This is a genomic window from Bacillus cereus group sp. MYBKT111-2, from assembly GCF_051915205.1.
Lineage (GTDB): Bacteria > Bacillota > Bacilli > Bacillales > Bacillaceae_G > Bacillus_A > Bacillus_A paranthracis.
Map to the genome: position 1 here is coordinate 17,185 of NZ_JBQAEG010000016.1, position 17,950 is coordinate 35,134.

Genomic DNA, 17,950 nt, shown 5'->3' on the forward strand with positions numbered 1-17,950 from the left:
GGGGGGAGCGCATGAAGGAGGATTTGAACAAGAAAATAGAAGCACTCGAAACAGCAATTGAAACGATTCAAGAAGCACTTTTGGAATTGAAAGCAAAACAAAGAGAAATAGAAGTAAAAAATGCTCAGCAACATGTTAGGACGGAAAAGAAAGAATATATTGAAACGGTGATGGAGGAAAAACAAAAAGAAGAAGTAGTTACAATAAAAGAGCCTGTGCAAGAACGTGAGGTAAAACAAGTAGATATAGCTGCGTTTAAACCAGAACCATTTAATATTATTAAGTTTTGCCAAACGTGGTTACCGCGCATATTTGTCGGTATTATGTTGCTTGGAGTAATTTGGTTATTTAAAGCAGGGGTAGATGCGGGATTATTAACACCAGCAATACGAATTGTGTTTGGTATTGTCCTATCAATCGGTTTTTATTATATAGGGGATATTCAAATTAAACGCGAGCGGCAAGCATTAGGGTTAGTACTAGCAGGAGGAAGTATTACGGGTATAGTTTTAACGACATTTGCGGCACATTATTTATATGGATTTATTCCAGCGAGTGTTGCGTTTGTATGTAATATTGCATGGGTCATTTTAGGTATTTATATAGCGAAGAGGTATCAATCGGAATATCTTACTATCTTTGTAGCGGTAGGAGCTTTCTTCGTGCCGTTCTTATTAAATAGTACAACTCCTAATCCGTATATTTTCTTTGGATATGAGACGATACTAACGCTCAGCTTATTATGGTATGCGTTGAAAAATCGTTATCAGTATTTATATATGATTTCTTATGTTGTTGCTGCTATTGTTCTTTTTGTCTTCTTTGCTGTTATGTCAATGTTAGTAGAGGATTTGCAAGTCCAGTTAACAGTAGTTTATGGTTTAATTCACTTACTATTATTTTGGCATATGTTTACAGAGAGAAGTTTTATAGTAGAGCCACGCTTGGCGATATTTAGTGCGAATGCAGTCTTCTTTATATTAGCCATTTCAAAAATACATGAATTTACAACATGGGGATTAATGATAAGTGCACTCGTACACGCTATTATGTTCGTGTTTGAATATAGGAAGGATAGACATTCTACATTTACAAATCTTTTATTTGGTTTCGCAATGGGGGCATTTAGTTTAGCGATTTTATATGAGTATAGTTTAGTGAATGCAGCGATTGTACTATTATTACAAGGTTTCCTCGGTATGTTTACTTCTATTAAAGGAAAACAACAGATAAAATTGTATGTTAGTGCGACGGTTTACGCAATTGGAATGGTACAGACTATTTTTAGCCCGTTTGATCAATTTATTTCGGCAGGCTTTGTTGCTCATCTTATTTTAATAGGAACGTTCTATTATTGCATGAGACAAGCGAAAGAAGTATTAGCGAGCTTTGGCAAGTATATGTATTCTATAGCACTCTATTGGTTTATGGTGATTGTATTTATTATAATTAATAGAATCGGTGAAGTTTTGTCCACAGATGGAAGCATAATAAGTGTATCTGTATCGTTATTATGGATGGTGTATGCATTATTTGCAGTTTGGCTTGGCCGGAATAAAAATATGAATGAAATATTATATGCCGGCTTAGTCGTGTTAGTCGTAACGATAGGAAAGCTATTCCTTCTAGACTTACCAGAAGTTTCAATGATGATTAGGGCAGTGTTATTCTTAATCGTAGGAAGTATAGGCATCGTTATTTCAAGAATGTTTTTCTCAAAAGAAGAGAAATGAGAAGAAGGCAATCCATATCCGGATTGCCTTTTTCATTATTTCTTATTAATCGTTACAGTTTCACTATATTTCGCTGTTGTATTTTGGCGTAGACGAAGTGTTGCTTGTCCAGTCGTATTTGGATTGATTTGTACGTTCACAATTTTTTCAGCAGAACCTAAGCTGTTTGTTGTGAAAGAAAAAGCACTGCTATATCCGAAAGTAGATGGCCAAGTACCATTTGTATTTTGAACTTTTGCTACTTGTGTACCGCCAGTAGTGAATATACCTAAAGAATAATTATTGTATGTTGTGTTTGGTAATAAGTTATTTACTTGAATTTTGATTTGGAACACTTCATTGTTTGGTAGAGTGCTAGGGTGTGTAACAACGTAGTCATTTGCTGTTACTGCACCGTTATAGCCATATGAACCAGGTTTAAAAGTATTTGTATTAAACCATTGATAACCTGCATTTGGCGCACTCCAAGGTTCAGGTTGTGGCTCAGTTGATAAGCTTGGTTGTTCAAATGTTTGTAAAGTGGTAGGTAAATCAAGTTGTAAACCATTTACTTGGTCTAAACTTGTAAATGTTTCTTTATTCGATAGCCAATTTACGATATTTTCTAGTAAAATCGCATCGTTTTCTTCTTTATATCCATCGTAAGTTTTCTTTGTTTGGCCAGAGTCTTCACGAACGTATTTTGGCGTAGCATCTTCAACAGGAGAAGAGTCTCCAATAAAGGCAGCTTTTCCAAGGCCTACTTTTGCGATAGCAGCATAAGGACCCTCTGCAACACCACCGCCGTTATACACACCGCTATCAACAGCGTTATTCCATTTTGCTGGGTTTTCTGGAAGATAAACAAGTCCTTTTGCTAGTTTTGGATTTGTAATTGCTAAAGTAGAACCAGCATGCATTGCTACAGATGAAACCCCTTCTGTAATTCCGAATGATTGTTCAGGTGATACAATATTTTTAGCGGAAACATCGCCGATTGCGTTATAGCGGAATCGAATACCGAAGTTGTCAGATAGCCAATCAGAGCTTTCTACTCCTTGCATAGCTTGTGAATTGGCTTCTTCGTTAGACATTCCTTTTGCTGGATTATCCCAAGCACCGCGTCTATATCCGTTAAATACTTCAGAAGAGTCCCAACGATTTTTATTACGATCTGCATTATAATGATCGGCAATGAAGAAGATACTACCGCCATTTTTCACGTATTGTAACATAGCATCTTGTTCAGATTTTTTGTAAGGAATATTTGCTTCTGGAACGATAAACACATTATAGCCTTTTAAATCTTCGTATGTAATCGGTGTTGATTTACGTAGTTCTTTTACATTATAGCCGTTTTGAGCGATACCATTTCCGAAATCAGAAAAGCCGCCATCAATAACCCAGTCAGCTGTCCCGGCAGTTTGACCGTGTGTATTATCGAATAATACTTTCTTCCCATTATTTTGGTTTACAACTTTTGCAGCAATTTCAGGAGCTGGGTCTACAGAGCTTTCGGCATAAGTAGACGGTATGAACGAAGCTCCTATACTTAGTGTAATTGCTGTTGCTAAAGAAAATGTAATCCATTTTTTATTCTTCATAGAAGAATCCCCCTAATAATAAATATATGTGCTTTAATAATGTAATTTATTTTTCTGTAAAAATAAAGACGGAAAACATAAAAAATATTAAAAAATTGTAAAAATACCGTGAATTTTGTTGAGAAATATTTATATAGATATAAAAACATCCCTTCCAAGTAATAAGGAAGGGATGTTTTGTTTAACTAATTTTTGAATTAGGTGTTTCATCAATTTTATGAAAACCTTTCATGTAATACACGATAGCTAAACCAATAAGCCAAATTGGGCCAATAATCAATGCAATTCTTGTATCTTCTGAATACGCCATTATACATAAGACTAGTGCAAGGAAAGCGAGTGAGAAGTATGAACTTAATGGGTATAAAGGCATTTTATACGATAACTTTTGTTTGTTTTGCGTCGGCAAACTTTTACGGAACTTAATTTGAGCGACTAATATAATACCCCAAGTCCAAATTGCCCCGAAAGTTGAAATACTAGTGAGCCATGTAAATACTTTTGCGGGTACAAGATAGTTTAATATAACACCAACGAGTAAAACGATTGCCGTTGCTACAATTCCTTGACTTGGAATGCCATTTTTATTTAAACGACCGAATCTTTCAGGAGCTTTTTTCTGCTGAGCTAATGTATACAGCATACGGCCTGTACTAAATAAACCACCATTACAAGAAGAAAGAGCTGCTGTTAATACGACAAAGTTAATAATCCCTGCTGCTTTTGCGATACCGATTTGTTGGAATGTTAATACGAATGGACTTCCTTTCTCACCAAGTTCGTTCCATGGATAAATTGCCATCATAACGAATAGAGCCCCAACGTAGAACAGTAAGATTCTCCAAAATACGTTATCAATTGCTTTTGCGAGTGTTTTTTTCGGATTTTGAGCTTCACCCGCTGTAACACCGATTAATTCAACACCTAAATAAGCGAATAACACCATTTGCATGGAGAGTAGTAACCCAGAAAAACCATTTGGGAACCAGCCACCATGTGACCAAAGGTTTGAAATGCCAGTAGCGATACCGCCGTTTCCGAAGCCAAATAAAATAATACCAGCCCCAACTACTATCATACAGATAATTGTGACAATTTTAATGAGAGCAAACCAAAATTCAAGTTCTCCAAATACTTTTACGGATAAGAAGTTGAAAGCGCTCATTAATAATAGAGCAAGTAATGCCCAAGTCCAGCGCGGAATATCTGGGAACCAGTATTGCATGTAAATGCCAGCAGCCGTAATTTCAGCCATGCAAGTAACAACCCATAAGAACCAGTAGTTCCAACCGGTAATATAGCCAGCTAGTGGTCCAAGATAATCATATGCATATTTACTAAAAGAGCCAGCAACAGGTTGTTCAATTGCCATTTCTCCGAGTGCTCGCATAATGAAAAAAATAACGAGTCCAGCAATCATATAGCCTAGTAAAATAGAAGGGCCAGCTAGTTTAATAGCAGAAGCAGATCCTAAAAATAGTCCAACGCCAATAGCTGAACCGAGTGACATTAAAGTAATATGTCGTTCTTTTAAACCTCGGTTTAAAGTTCCAGATTTGTTTGTGTGCTGCATAAGAAGAATCCTCCTTGTAGAGTGAACGATATTTGAATGCGTTTACTAAATATTTAACTATTTCAAATTATAAAACATTTACATCTGTTATGCTACAAAAATAATCATTATTAACTGTACTATATCTGTGCTTGTCAGACTTAAACTTAAAATTCGAACTATTAGCGAATATATTGACTCTTCTTTTTATTGATTGTTAAGATTAAGTATTATATTTTCTCACATACTAGTAAGAAAAGAATGTGTGATAATAATTCAGATGTAGGAAGGGTACATAACCATGTTTCAATTACAAAAATATAACACTTCTGTGAAGCAAGAGCTTTTAGCTGGCATCACAACTTTTTTTACATTTGCGTATATTCTTGTCATCAATCCGAAAATATTATCTGATGCAGGTGTACCATTTGATCAAGCTTTTACGGCAACTATTATTGCGACTGTTGTAGGGACGCTATGTATGGCGTTTTTAGCTAACTATCCAATTGTTATTGCTCCAGCTATGGGAATGAATGCGTATTTTGCTTATTCTGTCGTTCAACAGGCAGAGGGGATTACATATGTCATTGCGTTTTCAGCAGTATTTGTAACAGGTATCATTTTTCTTTTATTATCTTTCACTTCATTTAGACAAAAGCTTATTGTCGCAATTCCTGATAGTTTAAAACATGCAATTGCAGGTGGAATTGGGTTATTTATTGCTTTTATTGGATTACGTCTATCTGGAATTATCGTTGATCATCCATCTAACTTAGTTACGATTGGTGATTTCCATTCTCCAGCCGTTATTTTAACTTTAATTGGTTTGATTTTAGCGGCGGTATTAATGACATTGCGTGTGAGCGGTGCATTATTTATTAGTATGATTGTGACAGGAATTATCGCCTTCTTTACAGGGCAGCTGAAGTTTACGGATAAAATTGTTGCGATGCCTCATTTACCAGAGGGGATTATCGTTTCAAATCCAATTAACGCCTTTTCAGATGTAATTGAATACGGATTATATGGCGTTGTATTTTCATTTTTACTTGTACTGTTATTTGATACAACAGGAGCATTACTCGGTTTAATTAAACAAGCAGGTTTAATTACAGATAATACAGAGAAACGTTTTGGTAAAGCATTTATTGCGGATGCAATTGGCGGTACTACAGGCTCTATCTTTGGGACAAGCCCAACAGCAGCGACGATTGAATCGTCAGCTGGTATTGCTGCAGGTGGTAAAACGGGATTAACAGGTATTGTAGTAGTCGGCCTAACGATTATAACGGCATTCTTTAGCCCTGTTATTGCTTCTTTATCAAGTGTAGCCGCTATTACAGCTCCTTCATTAATTATTGTAGGTAGTTTAATGGCACAAAGTATTCGTGATATTAATTGGAATGAATTTGAAGATGCATTACCAGCATTTTTAATTTTCGTTGGTATTCCGTTAACGTCTAGTATTGCGAATGGAATTGCAATTGGATTTTTAGTGTATCCAGTCTTAAAAATTGTGAAAGGGAAAGGGATGGAGGTACATCCGTTACTCTACTTATTTACAATTTTATTTGGATGTCATTTATTCTTATAATATAGGAGAGGGGGGCTTCTTATGAGGGGCTCCTTTTTTGTGTATAATAAAGTGAAACTATAATCAATCACGCAAAATATAAATTACTTAATGTAATATATATGTTACAATATGGATGGAGGGGGAACATGAATGGCTGTAAGTAAAATAAAAGTCGCGCGTGTTCAGTTAGATTTAACACAGCAACAATTAGCAGAAAAAGTAGGAGTTACAAGGCAAACGATTAGTTTAATTGAGAAGGGCAAATACAATCCGTCTTTAGATTTATGTTTAAAAATTTGTTATGCAGTAGATAAAACTTTGAATGATTTGTTTTGGGAGGAAAAGGAGTGATTCGATGAAAATTGTGAAAGATGAACGTTTAATGATTGAGGGGTTAAAACATATTAGATTAGTTTTCATCTTACAAAATATTTTCATACTAGGTATTGTTTTTTATCGTTACGTTTTGCAAGATGCAGGATATGAAAGTGTTTCGGATTTATTAATGGTATTTATGTGCGGGATAATAGGGATTAACTTTTTAAACTTAAAAAACTCGGTGCAAGTGTATGAGCATACGGGCGGAGTATCACGCAGCTATTTTATGAAACTATTATTCATTCCGGTAAGTATTATTATTGGGATTTTAGCTATTTGTATCGTTGTAACACCAGATATTTCGATAAAGGAAATTAGTATGACAGGACTTATTATGTTTGCTTGTTTTTTAGTTCCTAGTCTGTTTATATACATATATATGAAAAAGATAAAAAGTGAAGATTGAAATATAAGAAAAGCTTTCCCGTATTGCGGAAAGCTTTTCTTATATTCTTTTATACAGTACTTTATGAAGGCCAATTGGTTCAATTTCAAAGATTTCACCATGTTCTTGGAAGCCTAAGCGCTTGTAATAGTCAGCTACAGTAATTCGGCCATTACACCATAGCATATTTGCTTGACGCTCTTGTAAGATTTGTTCTGCTTTCTGAATTAAGGAGCTTCCAGCGTGGTTGTTTCGAAACTCAGGCAATGTGGCCATTCCTCGTAGACGATAATGCATACCTGCTTGTAAGTCGGGATGCATTTCCTTTGAGAAAGAAGCGATACTAATAAGTTGATCGTTTATAAATGCGCCTAAGTGAAAGGTATCTGTTTCATAGTCAGAAGGGTATTTACAATCTGCTAATGTTTGACTCGGGCGCAAAATTTTTTGACGTAATACGTAAGTTTCAGATCCATCAATATTTTTCACGGTAATCATAGTAACATCCTTTCTTATAACGCTTTTTCTGTTAATTGTATAAAGAAATAGGCAGGTGCGGCGAAAAGTCCGAGTATGCTAGCGGTTCCGAGAAGGAGTGAAAGTAAGAGGCAAGAGTATTTTATTCCATTTGATTTTTTCCATCCGTAACTACAAATTTCAATACTAACACCGATGAGAATAATGGCAACGAGTATTTCTGCTAATAATAAGAGAGCTAAAGTTATAATAGACATAATGTAATCCATCCTCATAATATGTGATAGTAACATTTTACCATATGGAATGGAAAAAAATGCCCCTTAATTATGTAAGGGGCATTTTTCTATTCTAATATGCTTTTTAGTGTATCGATATGTTCCTTTGAGCCTGTTACAAGTAATGTGTCACCGTGTTGTAGTCTTGTATCACCATGCGGGATTAATGCTTTATTCCCACGATAAATTTGAATGACTAGTACATCACCTAGAAACGGAAGGCGACGAAGTGCAACGCCGTTATATTTATTGCTTCGTAGTTCAACTTCACGGACTGTTTCGTTTGCTGTTGTAATTAAGCGAACGAGACTCGGTTTATCAATTAATGCACGTAATAGAATACGTGTAGAGTTAATGGTTGAGAATACGGCGATATGTTCTTGTGTTGCTTTTTCTTGTAGAAGCGGATCTTCTACACTTGCAATAACATGTTCAACACCTAGTTCTTTTGCATGTTCTGCTAATAGTAAGTTTTGTTCATCATCACTTGTTGCAACAACAACGCGGTCTGCATGAAATGCTGTTTGTTCGGTTAATGATGCAATTGTGATGTCATCTAATTTCACAATTGGGAAGTCGTGCGATTTCGCTTCCTCATCATTTATTTTATTTTGACGCATCATATATAGTGTTACGTCATAATCTTCTCGTTTTAAATCAAGTGATAACGGAAGGGTAATTCTGCTCGCACCAATGATTGAAACTTTTGGTTTTGGTGTTTCCACTTTTGGGAACATCTTTTTAAATAATATAGGTGCGAAAATACAAGTAATAACTGCGCTTAAAATAAGGGAGGCAGATAAACTTGGACTAATGATTCCTAGTTTTTCACCAATTTGTGCAGCTGCAATAACTAAAGAAAGTGTCGATGTTAATAAGATGGCACTTCCTAGTACGATATTACGTGGATACCATTTTCGTAAGACGAGTGATGGTATCAGTTTTGAAATAAAGAGTCCTACAATTAGAATTGGAATCATGAGCATACTAGAAGGTTCTTTAAAAATAGACCAGACCTCTAAATTTACACCAACCATTACGAAGAAAATAGGAATGAAGAAACCGTATCCGATAGAATCCAGTTTTTCAACCATATCTTCATTTGGTGATAATAATGATACGAGTACACCTGCTAAGAAGGCACCTAAAATATTTTCGGCTCCAACGGATTCAGATAACCCAACTAATATTAAGATGAGTGCAAAAACAGCTCTTGTATCAATTTGTACACTACCAGCTTTTAAGCTATCTAAGTATGGAATGTTTTTAAAACGTTTTGCAACGAAGTAAATAACAATACCAGCGCCGAATAGAAGAAGAAGGAGCCACATGCTTTGGCCGCTTTCGGAATTTAATCCGACGAATACAGCAAGTAAAATCATTGTAACTAAATCCGCAATAACAGCGACCAATAAAATGATTTGTCCAATTGCTGTTTTTCCTAGGTTATTCTCTTTTAATGTTGGTACGACAACACCTAAAGAGATTGTTGAAATAATTAAAGTCATAAACATTGCATTATCTACAAATCCTAACCATACGAATAGTAATGATAGGGCATAAGATAAGATGAAAATAAATAAGAAGATAACACTTGCTGCTTGGAATGTGTTTGGTTCGTTTGTCGTATTCTTTTTCCCTTTTTGTTTAAAGATAGAAAAATCAATTTCTAAACCGCTTAAAAACATAAGAAAGATAAATCCTAGTGTCGATAAGACTTGAAGCCACATATCTGGCTCAATAATATTAAACCCACTTTTACCTACAAAGATTCCTGCGATGATTTCTGCAACAACGACAGGAAGTGCTTTTAATTTAAAGCGTTGTAACAAAAGGGGAACGAAAAACGCGATTGCAACGACAACCATAAGTGATAGAACAGAAGTGTGATGTTCCATTGCGTTCTCTCCCTTCAAATAAATATAGTACTTATTTAGCCATATAATAGGTAGAAAAGCAACGCATATGGATTCGATTTCATAAAGAAAGAGTTTTCTTAACATTTGTCATAATAAGTATATTTTTCATGATTCTGTTGTTAATTCCGTAATGTGGATGTAATAGGGGAGGGAATAAAAAAAGACTGCTGAGGAATCTCAGCAGTCTTTTTCATGTACATTACATTGAGAAGAAGATCCATACAGTTAAACCAACTGTTGCAGTTGCAACGAAGAAACTGTAAATCATAGTAAGAACTTGAACTCTTCCTTCTCCTTCTTTTAAATGCATGAACATAATTAATTGTAACAACGCTTGCGCAACAGCCATTATGATAATGGTAGTTAAGATCGTTGATAGTGGCAGGTTTGTATAAAGTGCCACGTATAACGCTAGAAACGTTAGTGCAAGCGATAAAATAAATCCGAAAACGTGTGACCAAGGGAATCCGCTATGCGCATGCCCGTTTGCTTGATTGTTATTTTGACCCATTTACGCCACCATCCCGTTCAAGTAAACTAGTGTGTAAATAAAGACCCAAACTAAATCAAGGAAATGCCAGTATAAGCTGATAATGAATACTTTACGAGCTGTAACTGGTGTTAAACCTCGTTTTAAAATTTGGATAATAACACAAATTGCCCAAATGATACCGCCTGTTACGTGGGCTCCGTGTGTTCCAAGAAGAACGAAGAATCCAGATAGGAAAGCACTTGTTTGAATTGTTGCGCCTTCACCAATATACATAATGAACTCTTCGATCTCGAAGAATAGGAAGCCTGCACCTAAAAGTAATGTAAGGACGAACCATCCAAGCATTGCTTTTTGGTTGTGCTTACGCATTTCGTGAATCACGATACCACATGTGAAACTACTTGTTAAAAGTAATAATGTTTGAATTAAAAGCGTTTTAAGTTCAAACAGTTGTGCTGGTGTTGGGCCATCTGCCGTACGACCAGCAAGTACTAGATAAGAGGCGAAAAGTGTTGCGAACAGCATAATTTCAGCCCCAAGAAAAATCCAGAATCCTAGGATATTCAATCTGCTTTGTTCGGATTGATATTCCAAAGGTAAGCTTTTATCTAAAGCCGCCATATCATTTCACCTCTCATGCTACATGTTCTGATTTTTTAATTTCATCAACACTAATATAGTAACCTTCATCGTAATCGAATGAACGATAGATTAAGCAAGCTAAAATACCAATGCCGCCGATTGCTGCAAGCCAGAACCAGCTAAATACTAATGCGAAACCTGCAAGACCGAAGAATCCAGACGCAATAATAGGCACACCAGAGTTACTTGGCATGTGAATTGGTTTGATGTCTTCTGCTGCTGGTGTAACTGTTTCTCCGCGTTTTTTCATGTACCAGAAAGCATCAGCTTCTTTGATTTCAGGAAGTTTCGCGAAGTTGTAATGTTGTACAGGAGATTGAGTTGCCCATTCAAGTGTACGGCCGTCCCATGGATCTCCAGTTGTGTCACGTTCACCGTGACGAGCACTCCAAATTACGTTGTAGCAAAGAAGTAGGAAGCCGATACCCATCATTACCGCACCAACAGATGCGATTTGGTTTAGCCATCCCCATCCAAGACTTTCAGAGTAAGTGTACATACGACGAGTCATACCGTCTAAACCTAAGAAGTACATTGGGAAGAAACAGATGTTGAATCCGCTCATAAAGATCCAGAATGTCCATTTACCTAGGCGTTCATTTAACATATGACCAGTCATTTTTGGATACCAGAATGTGAATCCAGCAAGCATAGCGAATACTGTACCTGCGATTAATACGTAGTGGAAGTGAGCGATTAGGAAGTAGCTGTTATGGTACTGATAATCAGCTGCTGCCATACCAAGCATAACCCCTGTAACCCCACCGACTACGAAGTTTGGAATAAATGCCAATGACCAAAGCATTGGAACTGTAAAACGAATACGTCCTTTATACAGTGTAAACAACCAGTTAAAGATCTTAACCCCGGTTGGAATCGAAATCGCCATTGTCGAAATCGAGAAGAATGAGTTAACCGCTGGACCTGCACCCATCGTGAAGAAGTGGTGAAGCCATACGACGAAACTTAGTAAAGAAATTGCAACCATTGAGTATACCATCGCACTGTAACCGAATAGACGTTTACGTGAGAATGTACTAATGATTTCAGAGAAAATACCGAATGCCGGTAAAATAACGATATATACTTCAGGGTGACCCCATACCCAGAATAGGTTGGCCCATAACATTGGCATACCGCCGCTCGCCATCGTAAAGAAGTGAGCATCGAATAGACGGTCAAATGTCATTAATGCAAGAGCAACTGTTAATACTGGGAAAGCGAAAATAATGATAATCGTTGTAATTAAGATTGACCAAGTAAACATTGGCATTCTCATTAAAGTCATACCAGGTGTACGCATTTTTAAGATAGTAACAAGGAAGTTAATACCTGTCATTAACGTACCGAGACCTGAAATCTGTAATGCAATTGCGTAGTAGTTATTTCCTACACCAGAAGTAAACTCTGTACCTGCCATTGGGAAGTAAGAAGTCCACCCAGCGTCTGGAGAACCACCAATTACGAAAGCGATGTTGAATAACATTGCTCCGACAAAGAATAACCAGAAACTTAAAGCATTTAAGAACGGATATGCAACGTCACGAGCACCAATTTGTAATGGTACTACAAGGTTCATTAATCCCATAACGAATGGCATCGCCATGAAAAGAATCATAACTGTACCATGTGTTGTGAAGATTCCGTTATAGTGTTCAGCGTTTAAATAAGTTGTTTCAGGGAATGTTAACTGTGCACGGATCATTAAACCGTCCATACCACCACGGAATAACATAATAACCGCAGAGATAATATACATGGCCCCAATCTTTTTATGGTCAACAGTTGTTAACCATTCGTCCCAAAGCCATTTCCATTTTTTATACTTAGTTAGTACGAAAATGATTGCTAATGTCACAAGAACGATAGAAGCGTCTGCACCGTAAATAATCGGGTCACCTGTGACAAAGAATTCATCAAGCTTCACTGTGTTCACTCCAATCTGTTGGAATTATAGCTATTATTTTTTGTTTTTGTAGTAGTTGTAATCACAATATTCAAGTGATTTTGGATCTACATAACTTAAGTGATGGCTAGAGAATGTCATACGACCAACTACACCAGGTTTAACAATTTCGTTGTACTTATCTTCTGTTAGTTTAGGAGCAGTTTGTTGTACTTCTTTAACCCACTTGTCATATTTCTCTTTAGTTTTTGCTTCAACTTCGAACTCCATGTGAGTAAATCCTTCACCAGAGAAGTTCGCGCTACGGCCTAGGTAAGAACCTGGCTTATCAGCTTGTAAATAAAGGTCCATAATCATGCCATCCATTGTGTACTTCATACCACCAAGTTCTGGTACCCAGAAAGCATTCATTGGGCCGACAGAAGTCAGTTTGAATTGAATTGGTACACCAGCTGGGATGTTTAAATAGTTAACGGTTTCAATTTTTTCCTCTGGGTAACTGAATAACCATTTCCAGTTTGCAGATGTAACATAAATCTCCACTGGTTTAATATGTTTGGACTCTTTCGGAACCTCTTCCGAAGCATAAGTTGCTTTTACTGTTGGAATCGATAATGCGATAACGATAATAACAGGAACAAGCGTCCAAATGATTTCTAATAATGTGTTACCGTGTTGTTCAGGTGGCTCATAGTCCATATTCTCTGGTTTTTCACGATAACGAATCAAGATGACTGTAAACAAGATGAATACAATTGCGATAATTAATGACATAAGCAAGAATGACCAAACAATTAAATCATACTGTGCTTTTGCAACAGGTCCTTGCGGATTTAATACTGCGAGTTTTTTATCACAGCCACCGAGGAACAGAAGTAATGATAACGGAAGAAGCGAAGCCAACTTCCAAAACGCTTTCTTTAGTTGCACGATTGAAAATCTCCTTTCTCCTTGGATTGAAACTATGCCAATAAAACAATATAAACCTATTAATTTATAGAAGGCAATAGTTTTTGAGATATTGTTAAAAAATAGACACAAATGCACACTTTTTAAGGTGAATATCATTTGTAACTTGATTACATTGTAAACTATTTTCCAGAGAAAAATGCGATTGTGAAAATTTTAAGATAAATAAAGTTATACCAGGATACCCAAGAAATAGAAAAAAGCTATCTTATCATAAGAAAGATAGCTGAATATTTCGTATATTTAGTTTATTTCTTGTGAAATAGTCTGTTGTTGTTCAAATGTGACAATTTTTTTATATTTCACTTGATATAAAATGTAACAAATGACCATAAATGGAATGCCGCAATAAAGAGCAATTCTCTGATCTGGAATGAAAGCTAAACTAACAAATGTAATGAAATTGAGTGAGAACGCTACGATTGGAACGAGCGGATAAAGTGGTGTGCGATATTTTAAATCATTTATGTCACCACCGTTTTTCACGAAGTTTCTACGGAAGAAAAACTGTGAAGCCGCAATTGACATCCAAACGACAACAGCAGCCATTGCTGCGATAGATGTTAAAACTAAAAAGACAGTATCTGCTGCAAATACACTTGTTAATAGGGATAGACTTGCAAAGATTAGACTGAAAATCAATGCGTTTAGTGGTACACCTTTTTTAGTTAATTTCGTAAATGCTGGACTTGCCATTCCTTGTTTTGCCATCGCCCAAAGCATACGCGAATTTGCGTATAGACCAGAATTGGCTACGGATAATACAGCTGTAATAATAACAAAGTTCATAATGTCTGCTGCATATGGAACACCAGCTACATCAAATACAAGTACAAATGGACTTTCGACTAGATTAGCCTCTTGCCACGGGAGTAAACCTACAACAACTGATATCGCTAGAACGAAGAAGAATAGTGTGCGCCAAATGGTATTTTTAATTGCTTTAGGAATTGTTTTTTCAGGATTTTCACTTTCTCCTGAAGCAATTCCGATTAATTCTGTTCCTTGGAAGGAGTAATTTACTGTGATCATCGTAAGAAGAACAGCTAATGCACCATTTGGAAATAGGCCGCCATTTTCAGTGAAATTGTGAAGCATTGGAGCTGGTTTTCCGTTAAAGTCTAGTAGACCGAACATAACTGCACCACCGAGTACCATGAAAACAACAATAGTTGCGACTTTTACACTTGCGAACCAAAATTCTGCTTCTGCATATGCTTTTGCTGATAAAGCGTTTACAAGAAAGAGTGCTGCCGCAAATGTAACACACCAAATCCACGAAGAAACGTCTGGAAACCATCGTTTCATTAAAATACTTACAGTTGTTAACTCTACTCCAACTGTAACAGCCCAATTTAACCAATACATCCAACCGACAACAAAACCAAAACCAGGTGAAATAAATTTGCTTGCATAGCTTTGGAATGAACCTGCTTCTGGCATAGCTACGGATAATTCACCAAGACATAACATCGTTAAATACATAACAAATCCACCGACTAAAAATGCAAGAATAGCACCACCAGGGCCGGCGTTATGGACGATTTGACCAGATCCCATAAATAGGCCAGTTCCGATAACACCACCAAGTGCAATCATAAATAGGTGCCTACTTTTCATTGTACGTTTTAAATCTGTTTGTTCTACTTGTTGATTCATATGCCCCTCACCCCGTTATTTTCTTATATGTGTTAACTGGTTTTCATTCTGAGTTTTTAATCATTAGTGGGGGATGTGACACATACTCAGTTTATTTGCTATGAAATGAATGGAGTATGTAAAAAAACGAACTATGACTAAATACTCTAAGAATGGTTTTGTTAACAAGGTGATATCTTCACCATGTTAATAATTTTGATTTTAGCAAAATGTTGCTAAAAAGTATATTGTTTTTTCTTTTTATTAAAAATAATTAGAATTTTATAACGATGTAGTTATGAACAATAATTCACAGAATCTTTCTAGCAAACTAGCAAGAAGAAAGGTACAATGGTAAGAGGTATGTCTGTAAAATAATAATTAATGGAGTTTTGTTTAAAATGAAAAAGTTAAAATATCTTTTTGTTTTTGGAATTATATTTGCTGCAGCGTTTTTTATAGGGAAAGATAAGATTATACAAAAGGCACAAGTGCTACGCTTAGATTTTCTATCTGAAATGAAAGAAGCGGCTATGATTGAAAATGTTCCGTTTATAAAGCAGTTACCAGAATTACCTCGTGGATGTGAAGTGACAAGCTTAGCTATGTTGCTACAATATAAAGGTGTGCAAGTGGATAAGATGCAGCTTGCTAGTGAAATTCATCGAGTTCCATTTGAACAAAATGGTTTGCGTGGAAATCCTTATGAGGGATTTGTTGGAAATATTTATACGAAAGCTGAACCAGGATATGGTGTATACAATAAACCAATCTTTAATTTAGCAGAAAAATATGTTTCTGAAAAAGTAATTAATTTAACAGATAGAGACGTGAATGATCTATATAAGGTAATCAGTTCTGGTTCTCCAGTATGGGTTATTATTAATACAACATTTAAGCCGCTAGCTGAAAGCAGTTTTGAAACATGGAATACAAGCTCTGGTGAAGTGAAAATTACATATTTTGAGCATAGTGTAGTAGTAGTTGGATACGATCAAAACTTTGTATATGTAAATGATCCTCTAAAAAATAATCCACGTTTTGCTGTTCCACGAGCAGAGTTTGAGAAAGCGTGGGAGCAAATGGGGAAACAAGCGATTACTATTTTATAATAATGAAAAAGCCATCTTTTTGATGGCTTTTTATTTTTAGATAATTATAATAGAAAATTCAGAAGATTCTTTTAAAAGTTAACAATTCACGTTATAATAACATTTAACTTGGTGAAGAAGGGGAGAAGAGAAATGGATGTTGCAAAAGAACTTGTTTTGTCAAAGGATCAATTGGTTGAGTGGAGAAGGCATTTTCATAAGTATCCAGAGCTATCTTTTCAAGAAGAGAAAACATCGCAGTTTGTGTTCGATATACTTCGGGAAATCCCATGTTTAGAAGTATCAAGACCTACTAAATATAGTGTAATGGCAAGGTTGATTGGAAAGCAGCCTGGTAAAATAGTTGCGGTTCGAGCTGACATGGATGCTCTTCCTATTCATGAAGAAAATGAGTTTGACTTTATTTCTACATATCCGGGTGTAATGCATGCATGTGGCCATGATGGACATATAGCGATATTACTTGGAGTTGTACATAAGTTAGTAGAAGCAAGAGAGAAGATTAAAGGGGAGATTCGTTTTCTATTCCAACATGCTGAAGAAAACTTTCCTGGCGGTGCAGAGGAAATGGTTGCAGCGGGTGTAATGGAAGGTGTCGATTATATTATTGGTGCTCACCTTTGGGCATCGTTAGAGGTTGGAAAAGTAGGTGTAATTTATGGTCCCGCAATGGCTGCTCCAGATGTTTTTAAAATTATAATAGAAGGAAAAGGTGGACATGCTGGAATCCCTCATGAAACAGTTGATAGTATTGCAATTGGTACACAAGTAGTTTCGCAACTTCAGCAAATTGTATCTCGCCTCACGAATCCGTTAGATTCTCTTGTAGTATCTGTTACGCAATTTCACGCTGGGACAACCCATAATGTGATTCCAGAACAAGCGGAGATTGAAGGGACAGTGCGGAGTTTAAGACATGAGTTACGAGAAGAAACAGAGAAAAGGATTGAACAGATTGTAAAGCATGTGACGGAAGCTTATGGAGCGAAATATACGTTTTCTTATGAATATGGATATCGTCCAGTAGTAAATGATTATGAAGTGACAGAGATTATTGAGCAAACAGCATTACAGCTTTATGGAAGGGAACGAGTTACTCGTTTACAGCCGACGATGGCTGGAGAAGATTTTTCAGCGTTTTTACAAAAAGCACCAGGGACATTCTTTTTTATCGGAGCAGGAAATAAAGAGAAAGGAATTATATATCCTCACCATCATCCTCGTTTTACGATTGATGAAGATGCATTACCAATTGGCGTGCAAGTCTTTGTATCATCGATTATGAATTTCATAAGTAAAGGAGAATGAG

16 protein-coding genes are annotated in these 17,950 nt (G+C 36.2%); 6 read left to right on the forward strand and 10 right to left on the reverse strand.

Translation table 11 applies throughout. The features are described 5' to 3' along the window. The first annotated feature begins 11 nt into the window (after nucleotides 1-11). Nucleotides 12-1,733 carry a DUF2339 domain-containing protein gene (locus tag ACTFNE_RS26480; RefSeq protein WP_270706254.1) on the forward strand — a complete coding sequence of 574 codons (1,722 nt, stop codon included), beginning with the start codon at nucleotides 12-14 and terminating at the stop codon, nucleotides 1,731-1,733. A 35-nt stretch (nucleotides 1,734-1,768) separates the two neighbouring features. Here ACTFNE_RS26480 and ACTFNE_RS26485 read toward each other — a convergent pair whose 3' ends face one another. Together ACTFNE_RS26485 and ACTFNE_RS26490 are read right to left on the reverse strand one after the other, a co-directional pair. Further along, a complete protein-coding gene (locus ACTFNE_RS26485; protein WP_270706256.1) occupies nucleotides 1,769-3,316 on the reverse strand; it encodes a DNA-binding protein in 1,548 nt (515 codons plus the stop codon). Nucleotides 3,317-3,497: 181 nt separating this feature from the next. After that, the gene (locus ACTFNE_RS26490; RefSeq protein WP_046197149.1) at nucleotides 3,498-4,889 is read right to left on the reverse strand and encodes an amino acid permease; all 1,392 of its coding nucleotides are present in this window, start codon (nucleotides 4,887-4,889) and stop codon (nucleotides 3,498-3,500) included. Nucleotides 4,890-5,169: 280 nt separating this feature from the next. On the opposite strand from ACTFNE_RS26490, the gene ACTFNE_RS26495 reads away from it, so the two are divergent. The 3 genes from ACTFNE_RS26495 to ACTFNE_RS26505 all read left to right on the forward strand — a co-directional run bounded on the left by ACTFNE_RS26495 (nucleotide 5,170) and on the right by ACTFNE_RS26505 (nucleotide 7,228). After that, complete coding sequence (locus ACTFNE_RS26495; protein WP_000487209.1) at nucleotides 5,170-6,462, forward strand: NCS2 family permease; 1,293 nt, start codon at nucleotides 5,170-5,172, stop codon at nucleotides 6,460-6,462. A gap of 132 nt (nucleotides 6,463-6,594) precedes the next feature. After that, nucleotides 6,595-6,795 (forward strand): helix-turn-helix transcriptional regulator, encoded by a 201-nt coding sequence (locus tag ACTFNE_RS26500; protein ID WP_000301182.1) that lies wholly within the window; start codon nucleotides 6,595-6,597, stop codon nucleotides 6,793-6,795. 4 nt (nucleotides 6,796-6,799) lie between these two features. Then, a complete protein-coding gene (locus tag ACTFNE_RS26505) occupies nucleotides 6,800-7,228 on the forward strand; it encodes a hypothetical protein (RefSeq protein WP_046197148.1) in 429 nt (142 codons plus the stop codon). Between the two features lie 39 nt (nucleotides 7,229-7,267). On the opposite strand, the gene ACTFNE_RS26510 is transcribed toward ACTFNE_RS26505, so the two are convergent. The 8 genes from ACTFNE_RS26510 to ACTFNE_RS26545 all read right to left on the reverse strand — a co-directional run bounded on the left by ACTFNE_RS26510 (nucleotide 7,268) and on the right by ACTFNE_RS26545 (nucleotide 15,550). Beyond that, on the reverse strand, nucleotides 7,268-7,705 hold the full coding sequence (locus tag ACTFNE_RS26510; protein WP_046197147.1) for a GNAT family N-acetyltransferase: 438 nt from the start codon (nucleotides 7,703-7,705) through the stop codon (nucleotides 7,268-7,270). 14 nt (nucleotides 7,706-7,719) lie between these two features. Next, nucleotides 7,720-7,977, reverse strand: a complete 258-nt coding sequence (locus ACTFNE_RS26515; protein WP_003296716.1) for a DUF4022 family protein — start codon at nucleotides 7,975-7,977, stop codon at nucleotides 7,720-7,722. 53 nt (nucleotides 7,978-8,030) lie between these two features. After that, entirely contained in the window at nucleotides 8,031-9,860 is a 1,830-nt protein-coding gene (locus ACTFNE_RS26520; protein ID WP_000399994.1) for a monovalent cation:proton antiporter family protein, read from the reverse strand. A gap of 220 nt (nucleotides 9,861-10,080) precedes the next feature. Continuing rightward, nucleotides 10,081-10,392, reverse strand: coding sequence for a cytochrome aa3 quinol oxidase subunit IV (gene qoxD, locus ACTFNE_RS26525; RefSeq protein WP_000531380.1), 312 nt, complete (start codon nucleotides 10,390-10,392; stop codon nucleotides 10,081-10,083). Further along, nucleotides 10,393-10,995, reverse strand: coding sequence for a cytochrome aa3 quinol oxidase subunit III (qoxC, locus tag ACTFNE_RS26530; protein ID WP_000729317.1), 603 nt, complete (start codon nucleotides 10,993-10,995; stop codon nucleotides 10,393-10,395). Nucleotides 10,996-11,008: 13 nt separating this feature from the next. Continuing rightward, nucleotides 11,009-12,943 (reverse strand): cytochrome aa3 quinol oxidase subunit I, encoded by a 1,935-nt coding sequence (gene qoxB / locus ACTFNE_RS26535; protein WP_000762372.1) that lies wholly within the window; start codon nucleotides 12,941-12,943, stop codon nucleotides 11,009-11,011. A 33-nt stretch (nucleotides 12,944-12,976) separates the two neighbouring features. Then, the gene (locus ACTFNE_RS26540) at nucleotides 12,977-13,852 is read right to left on the reverse strand and encodes a cytochrome aa3 quinol oxidase subunit II (RefSeq protein WP_001176167.1); all 876 of its coding nucleotides are present in this window, start codon (nucleotides 13,850-13,852) and stop codon (nucleotides 12,977-12,979) included. Nucleotides 13,853-14,134: 282 nt separating this feature from the next. After that, a complete protein-coding gene (locus tag ACTFNE_RS26545) occupies nucleotides 14,135-15,550 on the reverse strand; it encodes an amino acid permease (protein WP_270706262.1) in 1,416 nt (471 codons plus the stop codon). A 380-nt stretch (nucleotides 15,551-15,930) separates the two neighbouring features. Between ACTFNE_RS26545 and ACTFNE_RS26550 the strand changes: the two genes are divergently transcribed. Further along, the gene (locus tag ACTFNE_RS26550; RefSeq protein ID WP_046197145.1) at nucleotides 15,931-16,641 is read left to right on the forward strand and encodes a C39 family peptidase; all 711 of its coding nucleotides are present in this window, start codon (nucleotides 15,931-15,933) and stop codon (nucleotides 16,639-16,641) included. Between the two features lie 132 nt (nucleotides 16,642-16,773). Continuing rightward, nucleotides 16,774-17,949 (forward strand): amidohydrolase, encoded by a 1,176-nt coding sequence (locus ACTFNE_RS26555; protein ID WP_046197144.1) that lies wholly within the window; start codon nucleotides 16,774-16,776, stop codon nucleotides 17,947-17,949. Nucleotide 17,950 lies beyond the last annotated feature (1 nt).